At 64.9% G+C, this 18,333-nt stretch carries 15 protein-coding genes and 1 pseudogene; 9 read left to right on the top strand and 7 right to left on the bottom strand.

Annotated features, from left to right (window positions below):
* Positions 1–654, bottom strand: a pseudogene (locus tag JNK99_RS04180) (cytochrome C); the annotation flags it as partial.
* Between the two features lie 256 nt (positions 655–910).
* Between JNK99_RS04180 and JNK99_RS04175 the strand changes: the two are divergent.
* Complete coding sequence (locus JNK99_RS04175; RefSeq protein WP_291849055.1) at positions 911–1,378, top strand: hypothetical protein; 468 nt, start codon at positions 911–913, stop codon at positions 1,376–1,378.
* 16 nt (positions 1,379–1,394) lie between these two features.
* Positions 1,395–2,051 carry a copper chaperone PCu(A)C gene (locus JNK99_RS04170; protein WP_291849053.1) on the top strand — a complete coding sequence of 219 codons (657 nt, stop codon included), beginning with the start codon at positions 1,395–1,397 and terminating at the stop codon, positions 2,049–2,051.
* A gap of 487 nt (positions 2,052–2,538) precedes the next feature.
* Here JNK99_RS04170 and JNK99_RS04165 read toward each other — a convergent pair whose 3' ends face one another.
* Positions 2,539–2,985, bottom strand: a complete 447-nt coding sequence (locus JNK99_RS04165; RefSeq protein WP_291849050.1) for a rhodanese-like domain-containing protein — start codon at positions 2,983–2,985, stop codon at positions 2,539–2,541.
* 298 nt (positions 2,986–3,283) lie between these two features.
* On the opposite strand from JNK99_RS04165, the gene JNK99_RS04160 reads away from it, so the two are divergent.
* The 7 genes from JNK99_RS04160 to JNK99_RS04130 all read left to right on the top strand — a co-directional run bounded on the left by JNK99_RS04160 (position 3,284) and on the right by JNK99_RS04130 (position 12,210).
* Positions 3,284–4,456 (top strand): patatin-like phospholipase family protein, encoded by a 1,173-nt coding sequence (locus JNK99_RS04160; protein ID WP_291849048.1) that lies wholly within the window; start codon positions 3,284–3,286, stop codon positions 4,454–4,456.
* Positions 4,457–4,513: 57 nt separating this feature from the next.
* The gene (locus JNK99_RS04155; protein WP_291849045.1) at positions 4,514–5,032 is read left to right on the top strand and encodes an O-acetyl-ADP-ribose deacetylase; all 519 of its coding nucleotides are present in this window, start codon (positions 4,514–4,516) and stop codon (positions 5,030–5,032) included.
* Between the two features lie 237 nt (positions 5,033–5,269).
* A complete protein-coding gene (locus JNK99_RS04150) occupies positions 5,270–7,114 on the top strand; it encodes an FAD-dependent oxidoreductase (protein WP_291849041.1) in 1,845 nt (614 codons plus the stop codon).
* A 9-nt stretch (positions 7,115–7,123) separates the two neighbouring features.
* Positions 7,124–8,962 (top strand): 2-oxoacid:acceptor oxidoreductase subunit alpha, encoded by a 1,839-nt coding sequence (locus JNK99_RS04145; RefSeq protein ID WP_291849038.1) that lies wholly within the window; start codon positions 7,124–7,126, stop codon positions 8,960–8,962.
* A 1-nt stretch (position 8,963) separates the two neighbouring features.
* Positions 8,964–10,019: a 2-oxoacid:ferredoxin oxidoreductase subunit beta gene (locus JNK99_RS04140; protein ID WP_291849036.1), complete on the top strand. Its 1,056-nt coding sequence runs from the start codon at positions 8,964–8,966 to the stop codon at positions 10,017–10,019.
* Between the two features lie 171 nt (positions 10,020–10,190).
* On the top strand, positions 10,191–11,051 hold the full coding sequence (gene asd, locus JNK99_RS04135) for an archaetidylserine decarboxylase (protein WP_291849034.1): 861 nt from the start codon (positions 10,191–10,193) through the stop codon (positions 11,049–11,051).
* Positions 11,052–11,217: 166 nt separating this feature from the next.
* Positions 11,218–12,210, top strand: coding sequence for a hypothetical protein (locus JNK99_RS04130; RefSeq protein ID WP_291849031.1), 993 nt, complete (start codon positions 11,218–11,220; stop codon positions 12,208–12,210).
* A gap of 137 nt (positions 12,211–12,347) precedes the next feature.
* On the opposite strand, the gene JNK99_RS04125 is transcribed toward JNK99_RS04130, so the two are convergent.
* From JNK99_RS04125 to JNK99_RS04105, 5 genes are read right to left on the bottom strand one after another with little or no spacing between them, the layout of a single operon-like run.
* A complete protein-coding gene (locus JNK99_RS04125) occupies positions 12,348–14,708 on the bottom strand; it encodes a cytochrome c3 family protein (protein WP_291849028.1) in 2,361 nt (786 codons plus the stop codon).
* On the bottom strand, positions 14,705–15,301 hold the full coding sequence (locus tag JNK99_RS04120; protein WP_291849024.1) for a PqiC family protein: 597 nt from the start codon (positions 15,299–15,301) through the stop codon (positions 14,705–14,707). Before JNK99_RS04120 ends, JNK99_RS04125 begins: the two co-directional genes overlap by 4 nt.
* Positions 15,301–16,968 carry an MlaD family protein gene (locus JNK99_RS04115; RefSeq protein ID WP_291849020.1) on the bottom strand — a complete coding sequence of 556 codons (1,668 nt, stop codon included), beginning with the start codon at positions 16,966–16,968 and terminating at the stop codon, positions 15,301–15,303. The genes JNK99_RS04120 and JNK99_RS04115 overlap by 1 nt, the downstream gene beginning before the upstream one ends.
* Positions 16,961–17,602: a paraquat-inducible protein A gene (locus tag JNK99_RS04110; protein WP_291849018.1), complete on the bottom strand. Its 642-nt coding sequence runs from the start codon at positions 17,600–17,602 to the stop codon at positions 16,961–16,963. Before JNK99_RS04110 ends, JNK99_RS04115 begins: the two co-directional genes overlap by 8 nt.
* A complete protein-coding gene (locus JNK99_RS04105) occupies positions 17,599–18,270 on the bottom strand; it encodes a paraquat-inducible protein A (protein ID WP_291849015.1) in 672 nt (223 codons plus the stop codon). Before JNK99_RS04105 ends, JNK99_RS04110 begins: the two co-directional genes overlap by 4 nt.
* Between the last annotated feature and the right edge of the window lie 63 nt (positions 18,271–18,333).

The following is an 18,333-nucleotide window of genomic DNA, read 5'->3' as shown; positions in this document are numbered from 1 at the left end:
CTTCCAGTAGGTGACGCCACCGCGATACTTCTCGTTGAACTCTTCGAGCGGGTAGAACTTCTTGTTCTCGAGCGGCGCGGCGTACTGTGCGGCCTCGATCACATACTCGGTATTGGGGGTGACGAAAGCGCCGCCGTGCTCGGACTTGTAGATCGGGTTGACCACGATCTGCTTGGTCTCGAAGTCACGCAGGTCGATCACCGCCAGGCGCGGGTTGGCTTTGTCGTTGATGAACAGGAACTGGCCGTCGTACTTGCCCTGGGTCTCCGAAATCGCCGGGTGGTGGGTGTCGCCCCAGGTAATGTCCTTGCCATCGATCCGGCCCTGCGCCAGAACGGTCTTCGAGCTCTCGTCGAAACCGTAGCCTTGCCAGGGTTCGGGAGTGAACACCCCGATGTACTTGAGGATGCGCATCGACGGGATGCCATACACGATGACCTGGCCCGACTGGCCACCCGACGAGAAAGCGACGAACTCGTCACGCTTGCCGGTGGGTACGTAGGTCTTGGCCGCGGCCAGGATGTCCTGCTGCGAAAGGCTCCGGCGTTTCATCACATCCTGCAGCGATTCGGCGGCCAGGATGCTGCCGACCGCTGTGCAGCCCAGCCCTGCTGCAAGCAGCATCGGCAGGACTTGCTTCGTGCGGAATTTCATATTCACTCTCCCTTTGATCAAATGGGGTTCCACCTTTCCACCTCGATTGCCGCGCAACGGGACGCCGCTGCGGCAATATGTCGCACATTGTGGGCACATGCGCAGCCCGATAATTTGAGCTGTATTAAATTTTCACCAAGCTGCTGCAGCGCAGCGCAGCGCGGCAGGCATTCCGAATCCCCCCGTACCGGCCGCCGGCTAGCCATAATGCTCGCTCCGTACGCTGGCCGCCCACGTCTCCATTCCCTTTCCGCTGATGACCAAGAACCTGCTGCTCGACGCCGCCATCCTGCTTGCCCTGGCCATCGTCGCCGTTGTCGGCTACAAACTGGCGCCGCTGCTCAACCCCAAACCCGACATCGCGCTGCCGCTGTCAAACTGCGACCTGAACCAGCAGGCCTGCGTGGCGACGCTGCCCGACGGTGGCCAGATCGAATTCTCCATCGAACCACGACCGATCCCGCCGCTCCGACCGCTGCAACTGGAGGCCTCCTTCAACGGCACCGAAGTGCGCAAGGTGGAGGTCGATCTGGCCGGCAGCACGATGAAAATGGGCTACAACCGGCCGCGACTCGAACGTCGGAGCGGCGGCAGCGAACGCTTCGTCGGTGTGGCCAGCCTGCCGGTGTGCATCACCGGCAGCATGGAGTGGGAGGCAACCGTCCTGGTCGATACCGGCAAGGCCGTGGTCGCCCTGCCCTTCCGTTTCGTCACCGGCCAGTGACCGCAGAGAAGCCGCGATGACGACCGGAAATCTGCTCCTGACATTGATCATCGGGCTGAGCGCCACCCTCATCTACCCGCTTGCTTTCTGGCACCCGCTTTTCCCCGCTGTGGGGACCAGGATAGAACCGCACGGCCAGTACACGGTCGACCACCCGTCGGCCACCTACCCACCCACAGGAGAGATTTCAGACATGTCCGCGCCGCCAGCCGTCCTCACCCTTGCCGCCTGCCTAGTGCTGCCCTTGTGCACCGGGGCAGCCGAAACCGACCTGACCATCGCCGACCCCTACGTCCGCCTGGTGCCGCCGGGCAGCACAAATACGGTCGCTTTCATGACCATCACCAACCACAGCAACAGCGACCGCAAGCTGGTGAGCGCCGAATCCCCGGTCGCCGGAACGGTGGAACTGCACACTCACCTGCACGACCAGGGTGTCATGCGCATGCGACAGGTCGCCGACATCGAGCTCAAGGCCGGGGGTCGGGCGGAGCTCAAACCCGGCGGTTACCATGTCATGCTGATCGGTCTCAAGCAACCGCTCCAGGAAAGCGAACGCGTGGCGCTGACCCTCCGCTTCGATGACGGCAGCACAAAGAAGCTTGAGGCTCCGGTCAGAAAGCCGCAGGCAATGCGGCAACCCGAGCCAGCCGCCGTAGCGGACCGGCACTGATCCCGGGAGCGGGCGCGTCAATCTCGTCGTTCGGGACTACGGCTTCACCGCACGAGCCTCGGGACTACCACTTCGTCGGCCATCATCACTGCCAAGGACGAAACGGCTCCTCGGAACTCCGACACGGTGGTCCGGAGCTTCGGTCATCGACGCTCGGCGCTCCTATGTCGTCGCTGCGGACTGTCTGGCGATGCTTCAGGGCAACGATCGGGTCTCTCTGGGCGACGACCGAGCAGCGCCAGCCGGTCTGTCGCAAGGTCGTGTGCCGCTATCGGCAGGCGGCGGAAGCATCGAGGGCGATCGATCCGGTTGACCTCATGGCAAGCGGCAGTGATGGCAGAAGACCCTTGGGGTACGGGTCGACGCGGCAAGCAGGTCATCACGACCATCCCGCAAACAGCCTCTGCCGCGCGGCTCGTCCGCCTTCTCCAAAGAAGCGGGCTGCCCCCGGCGGCTCAGGGACAGCCAGGCAAGGCCAGGCGGTCGATCAGCAGTGGCCGCCGGCCGGGCAGCCCACGGCAGCAGTTTCCATTGGTACCAGCGGGCGACCGTCCTTCGCCCAGGAACGAATACCGTCCCTGACGTTGTACACTTTGGTGTAACCGGCCTGCTGCGCGAGGAACCGGCTCGCATCCCTGGTGCGGTTTCCGCTGCGGCAGATGACAATCACCGGCTGATCCGGCCGGGCTATCGCCTGCACCTTCTGCAACCAGGCGGGCGGATCAGAGCGGCCGCGCTCGTCGTAGAAAGTCAGCAGCTTGCTGCCCGGCACGACACCGGTCTCCTTCCATTCGCCTTCGGTACGGATGTCGACCACCGGCACACCGGCGGCGACCAGGTGCGCCAACTCGGCGTTGTCGATATTGACGACTTCGGCGCACAAAGGGAGCGAGAAAAGAAGAGCCAGCAGGGCGTGGAACAGACGACGGAACATGATCGATACTCCCGGAAACGATTTGACATGGTTTGAGGCGGGGTGAGGCGCCTCTGGCAGAGTAGCGTCAGACCGGTCGATGCGGCAAGGGTTCGGGAGCCGTACCATGCGGGATACCATGCGAGCTTGACTGGGCTTCTCCCGACGATGATACTTTGCCTGGTGCAATAACCGCATCGGCCGATCCCGCCCGCCTGCCCCAGGAGGACCTCGAGCCGGGACGCGCCTGGGTGATTCCCCTCTTTCTTTGATGGAAAAATTCCGATTCCGGACAACAACTCGAGTGAGGAGCACGAACATGAAACGACGCACGCGTGACGAGCACCTGTTTGGCCCCGGGGCCAAGCGAATCCTCGCCCTCGATGGCGGCGGCATGCGGGGAATCATGACGGTCCAGATCCTCAAGCGGATGGAAACCATGTTGCGCAACCGCGTGGGGGGCGATCCGGACTTTCGCCTGTGCGATTATTTCGACCTGATCGGTGGCACCTCTACCGGGGCCATCCTCGCCGCCGGACTGGCGACCGGGATGTCGGCAGATCAACTCGAGGGCCTCTACGAGGAGCTGGGCAATGCCATCTTCGAACCGGATATCCTGCGCTGGGGTCTGCTGCGCGCCAAGTTCTCCAAGAAGCCCCTTGAAACGGCGTTGCAGCGGCAGTTCAGCGATATCAGGCTGGGTGACGCAGAGCGCATTCACACCGGCCTCGCGATCATGCTCAAGCGTTTCGATACGGGCAGCCCCTGGGTCCTGCACAACAATCCGCGCGGGCGCTACTTTACCCCCCGGCCGGGCGGCAAGGCGCTGGCCAACAGCGAGTTTTCCCTGTGGCAGATCGTGCGCGCGAGTACGGCCGCGCCGCATTACTTCGATCCCGAACTGTTTGCCGTCGGTCGCGATGCGGGCGGCAAGGAACAGACCGGTCTCTTCGTCGACGGCGGGGTAAGTCCGCACAACAATCCGTCGCTCCAGTTGCTGATGCTGGCGTGGCTGCGGGGCTATGCCCTGCAGTGGCCGTCGGGGGCCGACAAGCTGTTGCTGGTATCGTGCGGCACCGGCATCAATGAAACCGGGATGACGGCTGAGGATAACCGGCCGGCGGCGGCCGCGGCGCTGATCGGACTGGCCTCGCTGATGGACGACGTGCTGGCGCTCAACGAACAACTGCTGCAATGGATGTCGGTCAGCCCCACGGCGCGCATCATCGACCGCGAGGTGGGCGATCTGGCCACCGATCTGCTCGGCGGCGGGCCGCCGCTGCTCACCTACCTGCGTTACAACGCCCATCTCGATGGCGACTGGCTGCGGGCGAACGTCCGGCCAGGCTACAGCGATGGCGACGCCAGATCGCTGCGCGAGATGGACAAGCCGCAGAACATGCCGAAACTGGTGGAGGTCGGGCAGGCCGTCGCGCGTCAGGTCGAGGAATCCCATTTCCCGGCGAGCTTCGACATCCGTGCCATGCCATGAGCGGGCACCGCGGCAGATGAGCGTGCGCTGAGCGGACGGGAACCCGGGCTCCACGCCATGCCGGCCATGCTTGCTGCGCTGCAGGCCGATATCACCACGCTGGCAGTGGACGCCATCGTGAACGCCGCCAACTCGTCGCTGCTTGGCGGCGGCGGGGTCGACGGAGCGATCCACCGCGCCGCCGGTCCCGACTTGCTGCACGAATGCCGTCGTCTTGGCGGTTGTCCGACGGGTGACGCCAGGCTGACCCACGGCTATCGGCTGCCGGCCAAGTACATCATCCATACGGTGGGGCCGGTGTGGCACGGCGGCGGGCAGGGCGAAGCGGAGCTGCTCGCCTCGTGCTACCGGCGCTCGCTCGAGATTGCCGCGGCGCATGGCGTACTCACCCTGGCCATTCCGAGCATCAGCACCGGCATCTATGGCTATCCGATAGACGAAGCCGCCCGAGTCGCCGTTTCAGCCGTACGCGCGGCACTGCAGCACGGCGGAACGCTACGGGAAGTGACCTTCTGCTGCTTTTCGGTGCGCGACCTGGGCGTCTATCAAGGCTTGCTCGCCGGGTCGGAGGACTGAGTCGGTCCGCCGCCGAGGCGCAGCCGGGCCGAAGACATTGCCATGAAACTGGTCATCCGAGATGGCAAACCAGGCATCCTGGCCAAAGGCTTTGGAAACTTTCCGGGAGTCACTCTGCCCCGACCTCCCGTTCCATGCAAGACAAACCTTTTCAGCGCCGCAGCAGCGCGCTAGTATGGCAGTCTCGGGGTCGTCGACCGTGACCCCGACGCCCTGCGATGAAAGGAGCTCTTCGTCTTGAAGCCTACCGATATCGGCGCACCCGACTACTTCCACAAAGTGGTCGATTGCCAGTGGGCCTGCCCGGCCCATACGCCCGTTCCCGAGTACATCCGACTGATTGCCGCCGGCCGCTACGACGAGGCCTACCTGGTCAACTGGGTATCCAACGTCTTTCCCGGAATTCTCGGGCGCACCTGCGACCGACCCTGCGAGCCGGCGTGCCGGCGCAGCCGGGTCGAGGACGAAACGGCCGACGGCCGAGGGCGCAAGGAGCCGGTGGCAATCTGCCGTCTCAAGCGGGTGGCGGCCGATTACAAGGAGGATATCCGCGGGCTGCTGCCGCAACCGGCAGCGCAGAAGAACGGTCGCCGGGTTGCCTGCATCGGTGCCGGTCCGGCCTCGCTGACCGTGGCGCGCGACCTGGCGCCGCTCGGCTACGAGGTCGTGGTGTACGACGGCGACCGGCTTGCCGGCGGCATGATGCGTACGCAAATTCCGAAATTCCGCCTGCCGGAGGAAGTCATCGACGAAGAGACCGGCTACGTGCTCGATCTCGGTGTCGAATTCCGTAGCGGGCAATACGTCAGCTCGCTGAAGGAACTGCTTGCCGAAGGCTACGATGCCGTGTTCGTCGGTTCCGGCGCCCCGCGCGGTCAGGACCTGGATGTTCCCGGGCGCAAGACGGCGGCCAAGCAGATCCACCTCGGCATCGACTGGCTGGCCAACGTCGCTTTCGGTCACGTCACTTCGATAAGCAAACGGGTGATCGTGCTCGGTGGCGGCAATACCGCGATGGACTGCTGCCGCTCGGCACGCCGGCTCGGCGGCGAGGACGTCAAGGTCATCGTACGCTCCGGTTTCGAGCAGATGAAGGCCAGTCCCTGGGAGAAGGAGGACGCCATGCACGAAGGCATCCCGATCCTCAACAACCTGGTACCCAAGGCCTTTACCCACAATGGCGGGCGGCTGACCGGCGTCACCTTCCAGAAGGTGCGTTCGGTGTACGACGAGAACGGACGCCGGACCCTGGTGCCGACCGGTGAACCCGATCCTCATTTCGAGTGTGACGAAGTGCTGGTGGCGGTTGGCCAGGATAACGCCTTCCCCTGGATCGAGCGCGACATCGGCATCGAGTTCGACAAGTGGGGACTGCCCAGGCTCGACGAGCGGACGATGCAGTCCACGCTGCCCCAGGTCTTCTTCGGTGGCGATGCCGCCTTCGGACCGAAGAACATCATCTGGGCAGTGGCTCATGGGCACGAGGCAGCGGTCTCGATCGACCGCATGCTCAACGGCGAGGAGATTGCCGTACGCCCGGCGCCGACGACCCATCTGGTGTCGCAGAAGATGGGCATCCACGCCTGGCGCTACGACAACGCCATCTCGGTTGACCGCCGCCTGCGCGTGCCGCTGCGTGACATCGGCGCGGCACTGAAGAACATCAAGATCGAGGTCGAACTCGGCTTCGACCCGCAACTCGCCTTCAAGGAAGCGCAACGCTGTCTCAACTGCGACGTACAGACGGTATTCACCACCCGCTTGTGCATCGAATGCGACGCCTGCATGGACATCTGCCCGATGGACTGCATCAGCTTCACGCACAACGGTGACGAGGAGGAATTGCGGCTGCGCCTGCACGCACCGGCGCTCAACCTCAGCCAGGACCTCTACGTCTCTGACACGCTGAAAACCGGGCGGCTGATGGTCAAGGACGAGGATGTCTGCCTGCACTGCGGCCTGTGCGCCGAACGCTGTCCGACCGGTGCCTGGGACATGCAGAAGTTCCTGTTCGCAATGACGCATGCCGGCGCTGGCTGCCGCACCGCCAGCGCACCGCATTCACAGCCAGCCGCCGCCTGAGGAGCGAAAATGCAGAAGATCGAAGCGGTCAATGATTTCGTCGTCAAGTTCGCCAACATCAACGGCTCGGGATCGGCCTCGGCCAATGAGCTGTTCGCGCGCGCCATCCTGCGCATGGGGGTGCCGGTGTCGCCGCGCAACATTTTTCCCTCCAACATCCAGGGTCTGCCGACCTGGTTCGAGGTGCGCGTCACCGAACACGGCTACCTCGGCCGTCGCGGTGGCGTGGACATGATGGTGGCGATGAATCCGCAGACCTGGGACCAGGATGTCCGCGAGATCGACCCCGGTGGCTACCTGTTCTACGATAGTTCCAAGCCGATACCGCGCTCCAGGTTCCGCAGCGACATCCACGTGCTGGCCATGCCGCTGACCGAACTGTGCAACGACACCTACAGTGACGCGCGCGAACGCCAGTTGTTCAAGAACATCATCTACATCGGCGCACTCACGCAGTTACTCGAGATCGACCCGGCCGAAATCGAGAAGCTGTTTGGCGAGCAGTACAAGGGCAAGGAAAAGCTCCTCGAATCCAATGTCCGGGCGCTCGATCTCGGCCGCCAGTACGCCCGCCAGAATCTCAAGCCGATCGCGCTCAAGGTCGAACGGCGGGACTGCGTCGGCGACCGCATCTTCGTTGACGGCAACAGCGCCGCGGCTCTCGGTTGCGTCTATGGCGGCGCAACGGTCTGTGCCTGGTATCCGATCACCCCCTCGTCGTCGGTCGCCGAGGCTTTTCAGCGCTACACGCAGAAGCTGCGCGTCGATCCGACCAGTGGCCAGCATCGCTACGCGATCATTCAGGCCGAAGACGAACTGGCATCGATCGGCATGGTCATCGGTGCCGGCTGGAACGGGGCGCGTTCCTTCACCGCCACCTCCGGTCCCGGTGTCTCGCTGATGACCGAATTCATCGGTCTTGCCTATTTTGCCGAAATCCCGGCAGTGATCATCAACGTGCAGCGCGGCGGGCCGTCCACCGGCATGCCGACGCGCACGCAGCAGGCCGACGTGCTGGCCTGTGCCTATGCGTCGCACGGCGATACCAAACACGTGTTGCTCTTTCCCGAGGATCCCTACGAGTGCTTCGAGATGTCGGCGCAGGCGCTGGACCTCGCCGAGCGGCTGCAGACACCGGTATTCGTCATGACCGACCTCGATATCGGCATGAATCAGCGCCTGTCGCGTCCCTTCACCTGGGACGACCGCCGCGAGTACGACCGCGGCAAGGTGATGAGCCGCGAAGAGCTCGACGCCGGTGCCGACTTCGGCCGCTACCTCGACGTCGACGGTGACGGCATCCCCTACCGCACCTACCCGGGCACACACCCGACCCGCGGCGGCTATTTCACCCGCGGCTCGACCAAGAACGCCTACGCCACCTACTCCGAAGCCGGCGCCGACTACGTCTACAACATGCAGCGCCTGCGCCAGAAGTTCGAAACCGCCAAGTCACTGGTCCCGCTGCCGGTACTCTCGGCGGCCAGATTCCCGGCACGCTTCGCCGCGCTCTTCTACGGCTCGACCAGCCCGGCGATGCACGAGGCTCTCGACGCTCTGGCCGAACAGGGAATCTACATCAACGCCCTGCGCCTGCGCGCCTTCCCCTTCCAGAACGAGATCGCCGACTTCATCGCCTCACACGCCAAGGTCTTCGTGCTCGAACAGAATTTCGACGCGCAACTGACCACGCTGCTGGTCAACGAGGCCGGCGTCAACCCGGCGAGCCTGGTTCCGATCCTGCACTACGACGGCACGCCGATCACCGCGCGCTTCATCACCCAGGAGATCGCCGAGCGTGTTTCCAAGCTCAACGTGCGCCCTCTCCGCGAAAACATGGTGGCCTGACATGACCTACCTCGCCAAGCCCAAACTGCACCACCCCTCGTTGGCCAAGAACCGCGTCGGCTACACCCGGCGCGACTACGAAGGCAAGATTTCGACCCTCTGCGCCGGCTGCGGTCACGATTCGATCTCGGCGGCGATCATCCAGGCCTGTTGGGAACTCGACATCGAGCCGCACCGCGTCGCCAAGCTGTCGGGGATCGGCTGCTCGTCGAAGACGCCGGACTACTTCCTCGGCAACTCGCACGGCTTCAACACCGTGCATGGCCGCATGCCGTCGGTACTCACCGGCGCCTACCTGGCCAACCGCGAGCTGATCTACCTCGGTGTCTCGGGGGATGGCGATTCGGCGTCGATCGGCCTCGGCCAGTTTGCCCATCTCATGCGGCGTGGCGTCAACATGACCTATCTGGTCGAAAACAACGGTGTTTACGGATTGACCAAGGGCCAGTTCTCGGCCACCGCCGACAAGGGTTCGCGCTCCAAGAAGGGCCAGACCAACAGCGACGCACCGATCGATCTGGTGACCCTGGCACTGTTCATGGGCGCCACCTATGTCGCGCGCGGCTTCTCCGGCGACAAGGCGCAACTCGTTCCGTTGATCCGTGCCGCGCTGGCACACCAGGGGGCAGCGGTGATCGACATCCTTTCCCCGTGCATCGCCTTCAACAACCACGCCGGCAGCACCAAGAGCTACGACTACGTGCGCGAACACAACGAAGCGGTCAACCGCCTCGACTTCTTTCCGCAGCGCGAGGAGATCACCGCCGAGTATGGTGCCGGCGAACTGGTCCAGATACGCCAGCACGACGGTTCCGTGGTCAACCTGCGCAAGCTGCATACCGACTACGATCCAACCGACCGTATCCGGGCGATGAGCTACGTCCAGGAACACGCCGCTCGCGGCGAACTGGTGACCGGCCTGCTCTACGTGGACGCCGACGCCGGCGACCTGCACGAACAGATCGGCACTGTCGAACAAGCGCTGAACACACTCGGCGCGGCCGAACTCTGTCCCGGCTCGGCAGCACTCGAAAAGATCAACGCCTCGCTGCGCTGAGGCGCCACTGCGGGTGGCTTCCCGCAGTGGCGTCCGGTCGTCTCGTGCAAATCGCCGCCGGAGACCTCCCGGTCGCTGCCGGCCCACCGCCAGACGGGAAAGATTCCGCAGGCATCGCCGGGGAGCCGGCCCAGGCCGTATAATCCTGCCTTCACTCCAGCAGGCTCCATCGTGTCCGACCGTCTCGCCGTCTACACCCAGTACCTTCTTCCCAAACAAGCACTTACCATCGTTGCCGGGAAACTTGCCGGGAGCGAGGCCGGCAGCCTGACGACCCGCGTGATCCGCTGGTTCGTCCAGCACTACGCTGTGGACCTGAGCGAGGCGGTCGATTCCGACCCGGTCAGCTACCGCAGCTTCAACGAGTTCTTCACCCGCCCCCTGCGTCCCGAGGCACGGCCGCTGGCCGAGGCCGACTTCATCTGCCCGGTGGACGGTGCGATCAGCCGGTTCGGCGTCATCGAACGCGACCAGATCTTCCAGGCCAAGGGTCACCACTACTCGACCACGGCACTGGTCGGTGGCGACCGCCACCTCGCCGCCTGCTTCGACGACGGCGCTTTCGCCACCCTCTACCTCAGCCCGCGTGACTATCACCGCATCCACATGCCGGTGGACGGCCGGCTGACGCGCATGATCCACGTTCCCGGCGCGCTGTTTTCGGTGAATCCGGCAACTGCGCGCGGCGTTCCGGGCCTCTTCGCGCGCAACGAGCGCATCGTCTGCGTCTTCGAGACGGGTTTCGGCCACTTTGTCCTCACCCTGGTCGGCGCCACCATCGTCGGCAGCATGGCGACCGTCTGGCACGGCACGGTCAACCCGCCACGCAGCAGCGCACTGCGCGAATGGCGCTACGACGATCAGCAGATCGTCCTGAAGAAGGGCGAGGAAATGGGCCGCTTCCTGCTCGGTTCGACCGTAGTCATGCTCTTCCCGCGTGACACTGTCGACTTCAACCCCGCCTGGGTGCCCGCCCGGGTGGTCCGCATGGGCGAGATGATGGGCGTCAAGGCACGCAGCCCGCCCAGGTGACGCGTCCGGGACGGTTACCCGGCGAAGCAGCACGCCCGACACTCAGACGTTTCGCCATTGGTCGACCTGCGCGCCAGCGTGAGGCAAATCGCTGAACAAGCCCATCTGCAACCCACAGTGCATCGTTGCCAACCAAACGATGCGCCTTTGGAGCGTATTTTCGGCCATGGCAATCCTTCGCTGCAACAAATGCACACACCTCCAGGAGCAGGCGGACGAGCTGATTGGCGCCACGCTTGCCTGTCCACGCTGCGCCAACCCCACAGCGGTCTACCCGACCCTCTTTTTTGTAGGCCGGGTGCTCGAAAAGTACTTCGATGCCCAGCGCGAGATCGTTCGCCTGAAGGCGACGGTCAGCGCGAACCCGGCTGTCAGTCCGGCCACCCCAGCCCCCGCCCCGCCCGACGCAGTCGATCTATCGAACACCAAGCACCTGACCAGCGAACGACAGCACCAACCGATTGCCGAGTGGTTCGACAGAAAACAGATCGGCGTCCAGGTGGAGACGGACGCTGTCGACACGACGGGCTTCTTCGACGAGGTGGCCGTCAGCATCGGGCGCAATCTGCCGGTGTTGAAGGAAGTGCTCGATCGTATTCGCTGGGCCCAGCAGAAAGGCTATTCGAGCACCGTCATCGGATTCGACGGCAAATCGCCCGAGGATGTACGCACCATCAGCTCCTTCTGCCAGCAACTCTACGATTTTTCCTTTGTTGCCAAGGCAATCCCGAACCGCCAGAAGAACAACCTGCTTCTCGCCCTGCAAACCGCAGCGGCGGTCCGCCACTTCTTCAACGGCGAATGGCTGGAGTGGTTCGCACTGATGACCTGCCTGGAGTATGCCAGGGAACGGAACAAGCGCTTCTCCTGTGCCCGCAAGCTGGGGCTCACGCTGAGTAACGATGATCGTTACGAGCTCGACGTCTTCCTGCTGATCGACGGTCAGCTGCCCATCGTCATCGAATGCAAGAGCGGTGAGTTCCGTTCCGACATAGACAAGTACGTTGCCCTGCGCAAGCGCCTCGGTCTCAGCGGTCGGAACGTCGTCCTGTGCGTCGCCGGTCTCTCCGACGAGCACGCCAGGGGCCTGAGCGCGATGTACGACCTGAGCTTCGTCAGCGAGAGCGGTCTGCTGGCTCATCTGGGCAGTCTTTTCTGATCCGTCGCCCGCGATGCAGAACAATGTGCGGTACCGAGAGCGTTCAGACGGGATGGCAGCGCGCCGCTTCTGTCGTGAATGGCTCGACGTCACCTGGTCCCGCTTCGCTTCACACTGCTCCGCCTGGCCACAATGTCCTACCGACCCGCTCCCTCCAGTTCGGCAACCAGGCGGTCGAGATCGGCATTGCCGGGCATCAGTTTGGCGAGCTGTTTGACATAACCCAGAGCGGCGCGCCGGTCGCCGTTTTCGCGGCTGATCGAGAGTAGCGCGCCGAGGATCTCGAGATCGTTCGGGTGGCGCTGGTTGGCGCTGAGCAGCAGCGCGAGCGCCTGTGCGCGCTGGCCGGCGGAGTGAACGGCAATCGCCTGCACGTAAGCATAGCGGGCATTGTCGGGTGCCAGGCGGGCGGCCTCGGCGAATTCCCGCAGAGCAGCTTCGGATCGGCCCTGGCGGGTCAGCGACAGACCGAGCGCATGATGCAGGTCGGCATCGCGCGGCAACAACGCCAGGCCCCGGCGCAGGGTCTTGTCGACTTCCGCCTCGCGTCCCTGCACACGCCAGGCATCGGCCAGATTGACGTAGCCGGCAGGGAATTTCGCGTCGCGGGCAATGGCGCGCTCGAAGGCGGCGATTGCCTCATCCTGGCGTCCCTGGCGCAGTCTCAGGTTGCCGAGGTTCACCTGGCCGGAAGGCCAGTCCGCTTCCAGCGTCAGCGCCGTCTCGTATTCCTGCAGGGCAGCCGCGCGGGCCGCTCGCCTGTCCTCAGGAATCCGGTCGGCGGGCAGGTCGGCAAGGACGCGCGCCGCCTCGATGCGCACACCACGCACGGGATCGTTGAGCAGGGGAGCCACAGCGAGTACGCGGTTGATCGGATCAGCCGACGCGATCATGCCCAACGCCGCCACCCGTACCGATGGTTCGGCATCCTGCAGCAGCGCCCGCACGGCCGGCAGCGTACCGGGGTGAGCATGGGGCTGTGCGAGAGTCGCCGCACTGGCACGGACGATGGCCGGGACGCCCGGGTTGGTGGCGAGTTCGAGCAGATCGGGCAAGGCACGCACACCCTGCGTCCGGGCCGCGTGCAGGGTCTTGCCATAGTGTGGCCGGGCGCGCCAGTTCCTGCCATACCAGCGGTCGAGGGCGCTCGCTGCCCACTGTGGTTTCCTGTCGCTGTGGCACTGGGTGCAGGCGTTCGGACTGCCAAGCGATAGTGACAGGTCCGGGCGCGGCAGGCGCAGGCTGTGATCCTGGCGGGCGTGGATGACCATGTAGTTCTGCGTCGGCATGTGACAGGTGACGCACTGCGCGCCCGCTCCCCCCGCCTTGTGTTTGTGGTGTTGCGGGGTGTCGAATTCGGCAGCGGCATGGCAGCGTGTACACAAGGCGTTACCCGTTGCCCGCAGCTTGTGCGTGTGCGGGTCGTGACAATCCATGCAGGTGACTCCCTGCCGATGCATCCGGCTTTGCAGGAAGGAACCCCAGACGTAGACTTCCTCGCGCTGCTGGCCATCGGCATGGTAGTTTGGCGCGGTGAGCATGGCCAGGTGATGACTATCTTCGAGCGGTGCGCCCGTCGTGCGCTCCTCACTGATCGTCGAGCGGCGAGCATGGCAGGCGGCGCAGATGTTCATCGCGGCCGGATCGGACGGGCGATCACGTACCGCCGAGCGGGCACCCTCGCCGGCGAATCCCCACGCCTCGTTCCAGCGCGTGCGCAAGGATGGCAACCGCTTGTCGTCGTGTGCAGTGTACGGCGGCCTGGCCTGCCTGGCCCACTCGACATGCGACGCCGCCGGACCATGGCAGGCTTCGCAGGCGACACTGATCTCGCTCCAGGTGGTGCGATAGCTGTCGCTGACCGCATCGTAGCCCTTGCGCAAGTTGGTCGAGTGGCACTCGGCGCATTGCAGCGCCCAGTTGTGGTAGACGCCGGTCCAGTGCAGGGGATCGCGGTAGTCCACCCGCTGCTCCGGATAAAGGTGGAACCAGCGCTGGCCACCCTCGCCTTTCGGCCGCGTGTCCCAGGCGATCGGCAGCATCTGGTAACGCCCGCCGGGGAACGGGATCAGGTATTGCTGCAAGGGATAGACGCCAAAAGTGTAGCGGATCTCATAGTCGGTCGGTTTGCCGTCCGGGCCATCGGTACGCACCATGAATCGATCGCCGCGCTTGAAGAAGGTGGATTGCACATCATCCTTGCTGAATCCGGTGTTGTCGAAGTTGCCGAGGACCGTGGCCGGTGTTGCCTCCTGCATTGCCAACTGATGATGCGAGCCGGACCAGGCGATGAATTCCTTTTCGTGGCAGTCCTTGCATGCCGCGGCGCCAGCGTAGTCGCTGGCGAGGGGCGCGTTCGCCGGAGCGCCACTCGGGCTTGCCGGCACTGCGCCGGCTGGCGGCGGCGCCGACCGCGTGACGAGCACCAGCGCGGCGACGAGCAGCACCACCAGCATCATGCCGGCGAGCAGGTGGTGGGGGTGCAACAGCCGGTTCACTGCGACGCCTCGGCACGGATGGCGGTGGCGATGTCGCCACTCAGGCGGGCGAGCGCCCGGCTGTGCGCGGCGGCCAGCGCGTCGTAACCGGCGCCATGCACCGGCTCGTACAGCATCGTCCGACCGCTGATGGCGCCCGCCACGCCGGTCGGGCGGCGCACCAGCCAGAGCGCGTCGAGTGTCGCCGCTTCACCCGGCAGCGATTCGAAGCGCTGGATGTCGACCGTCACCCGGTAGGCCGGATCGAAGCTCGCGGCGAGCGGTCCACTGACCACGCGCGGTGTGCCGAGCAATCGCCCCAGGTTCTCGGCCAGCGTCTGTCCGATACTCGTCGCGAGCGGCGCCGCCCAGCGGTTGAACTCGTCGATGACGATGCGGTTCGGCCCCTTCCGCACCACCCACTGCGGGCGGTCCACCGCCGCCGGGAGAGTGATGCTGTCGACCGCGACGGCGTAGCTCACCGCCGCCGCGTCCTCAGCCACTGTTGCGCTGGCGGTCAGGGTATAGAACTGCGATGACGGCGATGCGCAGCCCGGCAGCGTTGCGGCGACGGCCAGCGCCAGCCCGGAAATGATCGTTGCTGCCGGCTTCATCACTGCAACTCCTCGCTTTTGCCACGAATCAGCGCCTCGGGATGGCGCTCGAGATAATCGGTCAACACACGTAATGATTGCGCCGCCCGTTTCACTTCGGCCAGGGTGCCGCGCATCTCCTCCATCAGGGCCGAGTCTGGCGCGACACTCCTGTTCGCCGAGTCGAGCGTGCGCTCGGCCGCGGCGAAACTGCGGCGCGCCTCGCCGAGTACTGCGGTCAACTCCGGCGTCAGCTCACCCTCCCATCGCTTGACCAGCTTGTCGACCTCCTTCAGTATCCCGGCGAGCGTCGCCAGCGACTGCTTCAGATCCTCGCCAATGGCGTCGATCGGCAAGCGGTCGAGCTTGCCCAGGATGCTGGTCAGCTTGGCCTCGATATCGGTCAAGCCGCCCTTGGCCACCGGGAAAACCGGCGGATCTGCCGTCCAGTCGATCCGCGTCGGCGTCTCGTTCGGAACATAGGCAAGCGCGATATAGAGCTGGCCGGTGAGCAGGTTTCCGGTCTGCAGTTGCGCGCGCAGTCCCCTTGCCACCAGGCGGTCGACCACCCGCCGCCGAATCGCCTGGGTGACGGGTTTGCCCTCGCTCAGATCCTGCGGATCGGCCAGGACATCGAGAAAACGTTGCGGATAGATCGAGACGCGCACCCGCGCCCGAACGTCCACACTCTTGCGTTTTCCTGCCTCGAGACGGACCGAGCCGACCTCGCCGATCGGCAGGCCGAGCAAGGTGACCGGCGCGCCGACCGACAGACCACGCACCGACTCGTCGAAATAGAGCACGTATTGCGTCGCCCCTCGCTCGGGCGCCTTCATTGCCGACGCTTCGTCGGCGAAGAGATCGAAACTGGTGTCGCCGGGCGCCGGGTCGGCATCCGCGTTTTCGGCCGGGGTGTCGAAGGCCAGACCGCCGATCAGCAGCGAGGCGAGTGATTCCGTCTGTACTTTGAGGCCGTTCGCGCTGAGCGAAAAATCGAGCCCGCTGGCCTGCCAGAAACGGCTTTCCAGCTTGACGAAGCGATCGTACGGCGCATGGATGAAAATCTTCAGAGTCAGCCCGCGTCCGTCTTCGTCGAGCTGGTAGGAGGCGATCTGCCCGACCTGGAAGCGCCGGAAGTAAATCGGCGTGCCATAATCGAGCGAACCGAGAGTGGCCGTCTTGATCTGAAAGAACCGCCCCGGTGTGCTGCCGGTGACCACCGGCGGCACTTCCAGCGCCTTGTAGGAATGGACTCGTCCACTGCCGCCACCGATCGACATGCCGACGTAGGAACCGGAAAGCAGCGTGCCGAGCCCGCTGACGCTACCACCGGCGATGCGCGGGCGAACAACCCAGAAGGACGTTCCCTCGACCAGCCAGTCGCGCGTCTCCGGCGCCATCTGCACGCTGGCAATGATCCGCTGGCGATCGGTCGCCACCTTGAGCGACTGGATGCGACCGACGTCGACGCCATTGTACTTGACTGTCGTCTTGCCTGCTTCCAGACCGTCCGCCGAGGTGAAACTGATCTCGATGGCCGGCCCCTCGGCAAGCAGCTTTTGCACCGCGATCCACCCGCCCATCAGGGCGGCGATGATCGGAATGATCCAGACCGCCGAAAAACGGCTGCGCGGCCGGGGCACCGATGTCGCCTCGGGGAGGTCGGGAAGCTCTTGCTGCTCAGGCATGGTCCTGCTTCTCCTGTTGCGGAAGGTCCCAGATCAGCCGCGGATCGAAGTTATTCACCGCGATCATCGTCACCACCACCACGCCGGCGAAGAAAATCACCCCCGGACCGGGTTCGACCCACATCAGCGGCTTGAGCTGCACCAGGGCAACGACGAAGGTATCGACGAAGACGTCGAGCATCGACCAGCGCCCGATGAACTTTACCATGCGGTAGAGCCGCACCCGCTGCTCCATCGACCTGACCGAGCCACGCCGTACCGTGATCAGCAGATAGGCCAGGGCGATCAGCTTGCCGAGCGGAATGGTGATGCTGGCGACGAAAACGACGATCGCCAGCGGCCACGACGACGGCGACCAGAGTTCGATGACGCCCTGCATGATGGTATCGCTCACCCCGCCGAGCGGCGTGGAGGTGGTCAGTACGGGCAGCAGATTGGCCGGGACATAGAGAATCAGAGCCGCGATGACCAGCGCCCAGCAACGCTCGATGCTCGCTGGCCGGCGGCAATGCAGTCGCTCCCCACAGCGCGGACAGCGGGCCATGGCAGCCCCCGCCGGCGGTCGCGAGACCAGTCCGCAGACCTCGCAGCCAGCCAGTCCAAGCGACATCGCGCTGGCCGGCGCAGCGCTCATGGCATAGCCTCCGGCAGCCGCTGCGCCCCGAGCTCGTTGGGCGCCGACGCGGTCCAGGCGACCCGTGCCCAGGCATCACGGGGGTCGAAAACCGCTGCCATCGCGGCGAGCAGGAACACCAGCGTGCCGAGCACGAACAGAGCCAGGCCCGGAATCACCGTTGCCAGTTCGGCGATCTTGATCAGCGCCACCAGGACACCGAGCAGCATGATCTCGATCATGCTCCACTCGCGGATGAGTTCATAACTGCGCAGCAGCATGCCCACCCAGGGGGGGGCCAGTGACCGGCGAACGGCGACCGCCACCGTCAGCAGGCAGGCAATCTCCAGCGCCGGAGCAAGCACCGCGGTGAACAGCACCAGCATCGCCACCACCTGCCGTCCTTCGTGCCACATCGCCAGGACGCCACCGATCACGGTCGTGAAGGTCTCCCGCCCGGCAACCGACAGGCCAAGCATCGGCACCGTATTGGCGATCAGCAGCAGGATGCCGGCGGCGAGCGCCAGCGCCAGCGTCCGGTTCGGCGAATCCGTATTGCATCGCCAGAGCGGTGTATGGCAGCGCGCGCAGTACACCGTTGTGCCGGCAGCCACCTGCGGCAGTCGCTGCAGCAGATCGCAGTCCGGACAGGCGAGCAGCAAGGGATGGGGAGCCCGCCGATCAGACACTTCGCTGCTCTTCTTCGTGCAAAGCGGATTCAGACCGGTGTCCGGCGGCCAACGCCCGCCGGA

This window comes from Accumulibacter sp. (assembly GCF_016789985.1).
Classification (GTDB): Bacteria; Pseudomonadota; Gammaproteobacteria; order Burkholderiales; family Rhodocyclaceae; genus Accumulibacter.
This window is presented reverse-complemented; position numbering and strand designations above follow the sequence as displayed.

Excerpts from the sequence above, each read along its gene's own strand:
- JNK99_RS04175 (WP_291849055.1), top strand. The coding sequence starts at position 911 with ATGACCAAGAACCTGCTGCTCGACGCCGCCATCCTGCTTGCCCTGGCC.
- JNK99_RS04170 (WP_291849053.1), top strand. The coding sequence starts at position 1,395 with ATGACGACCGGAAATCTGCTCCTGACATTGATCATCGGGCTGAGCGCC.
- JNK99_RS04165 (WP_291849050.1), bottom strand. The coding sequence starts at position 2,985 with ATGTTCCGTCGTCTGTTCCACGCCCTGCTGGCTCTTCTTTTCTCGCTC.
- JNK99_RS04160 (WP_291849048.1), top strand. The coding sequence starts at position 3,284 with ATGAAACGACGCACGCGTGACGAGCACCTGTTTGGCCCCGGGGCCAAG.
- JNK99_RS04155 (WP_291849045.1), top strand. The coding sequence starts at position 4,514 with ATGCCGGCCATGCTTGCTGCGCTGCAGGCCGATATCACCACGCTGGCA.
- JNK99_RS04145 (WP_291849038.1), top strand. The coding sequence starts at position 7,124 with ATGCAGAAGATCGAAGCGGTCAATGATTTCGTCGTCAAGTTCGCCAAC.
- JNK99_RS04140 (WP_291849036.1), top strand. The coding sequence starts at position 8,964 with ATGACCTACCTCGCCAAGCCCAAACTGCACCACCCCTCGTTGGCCAAG.
- JNK99_RS04130 (WP_291849031.1), top strand. The coding sequence starts at position 11,218 with ATGGCAATCCTTCGCTGCAACAAATGCACACACCTCCAGGAGCAGGCG.
- JNK99_RS04120 (WP_291849024.1), bottom strand. The coding sequence starts at position 15,301 with ATGAAGCCGGCAGCAACGATCATTTCCGGGCTGGCGCTGGCCGTCGCC.
- JNK99_RS04115 (WP_291849020.1), bottom strand. The coding sequence starts at position 16,968 with ATGCCTGAGCAGCAAGAGCTTCCCGACCTCCCCGAGGCGACATCGGTG.
- JNK99_RS04110 (WP_291849018.1), bottom strand. The coding sequence starts at position 17,602 with ATGAGCGCTGCGCCGGCCAGCGCGATGTCGCTTGGACTGGCTGGCTGC.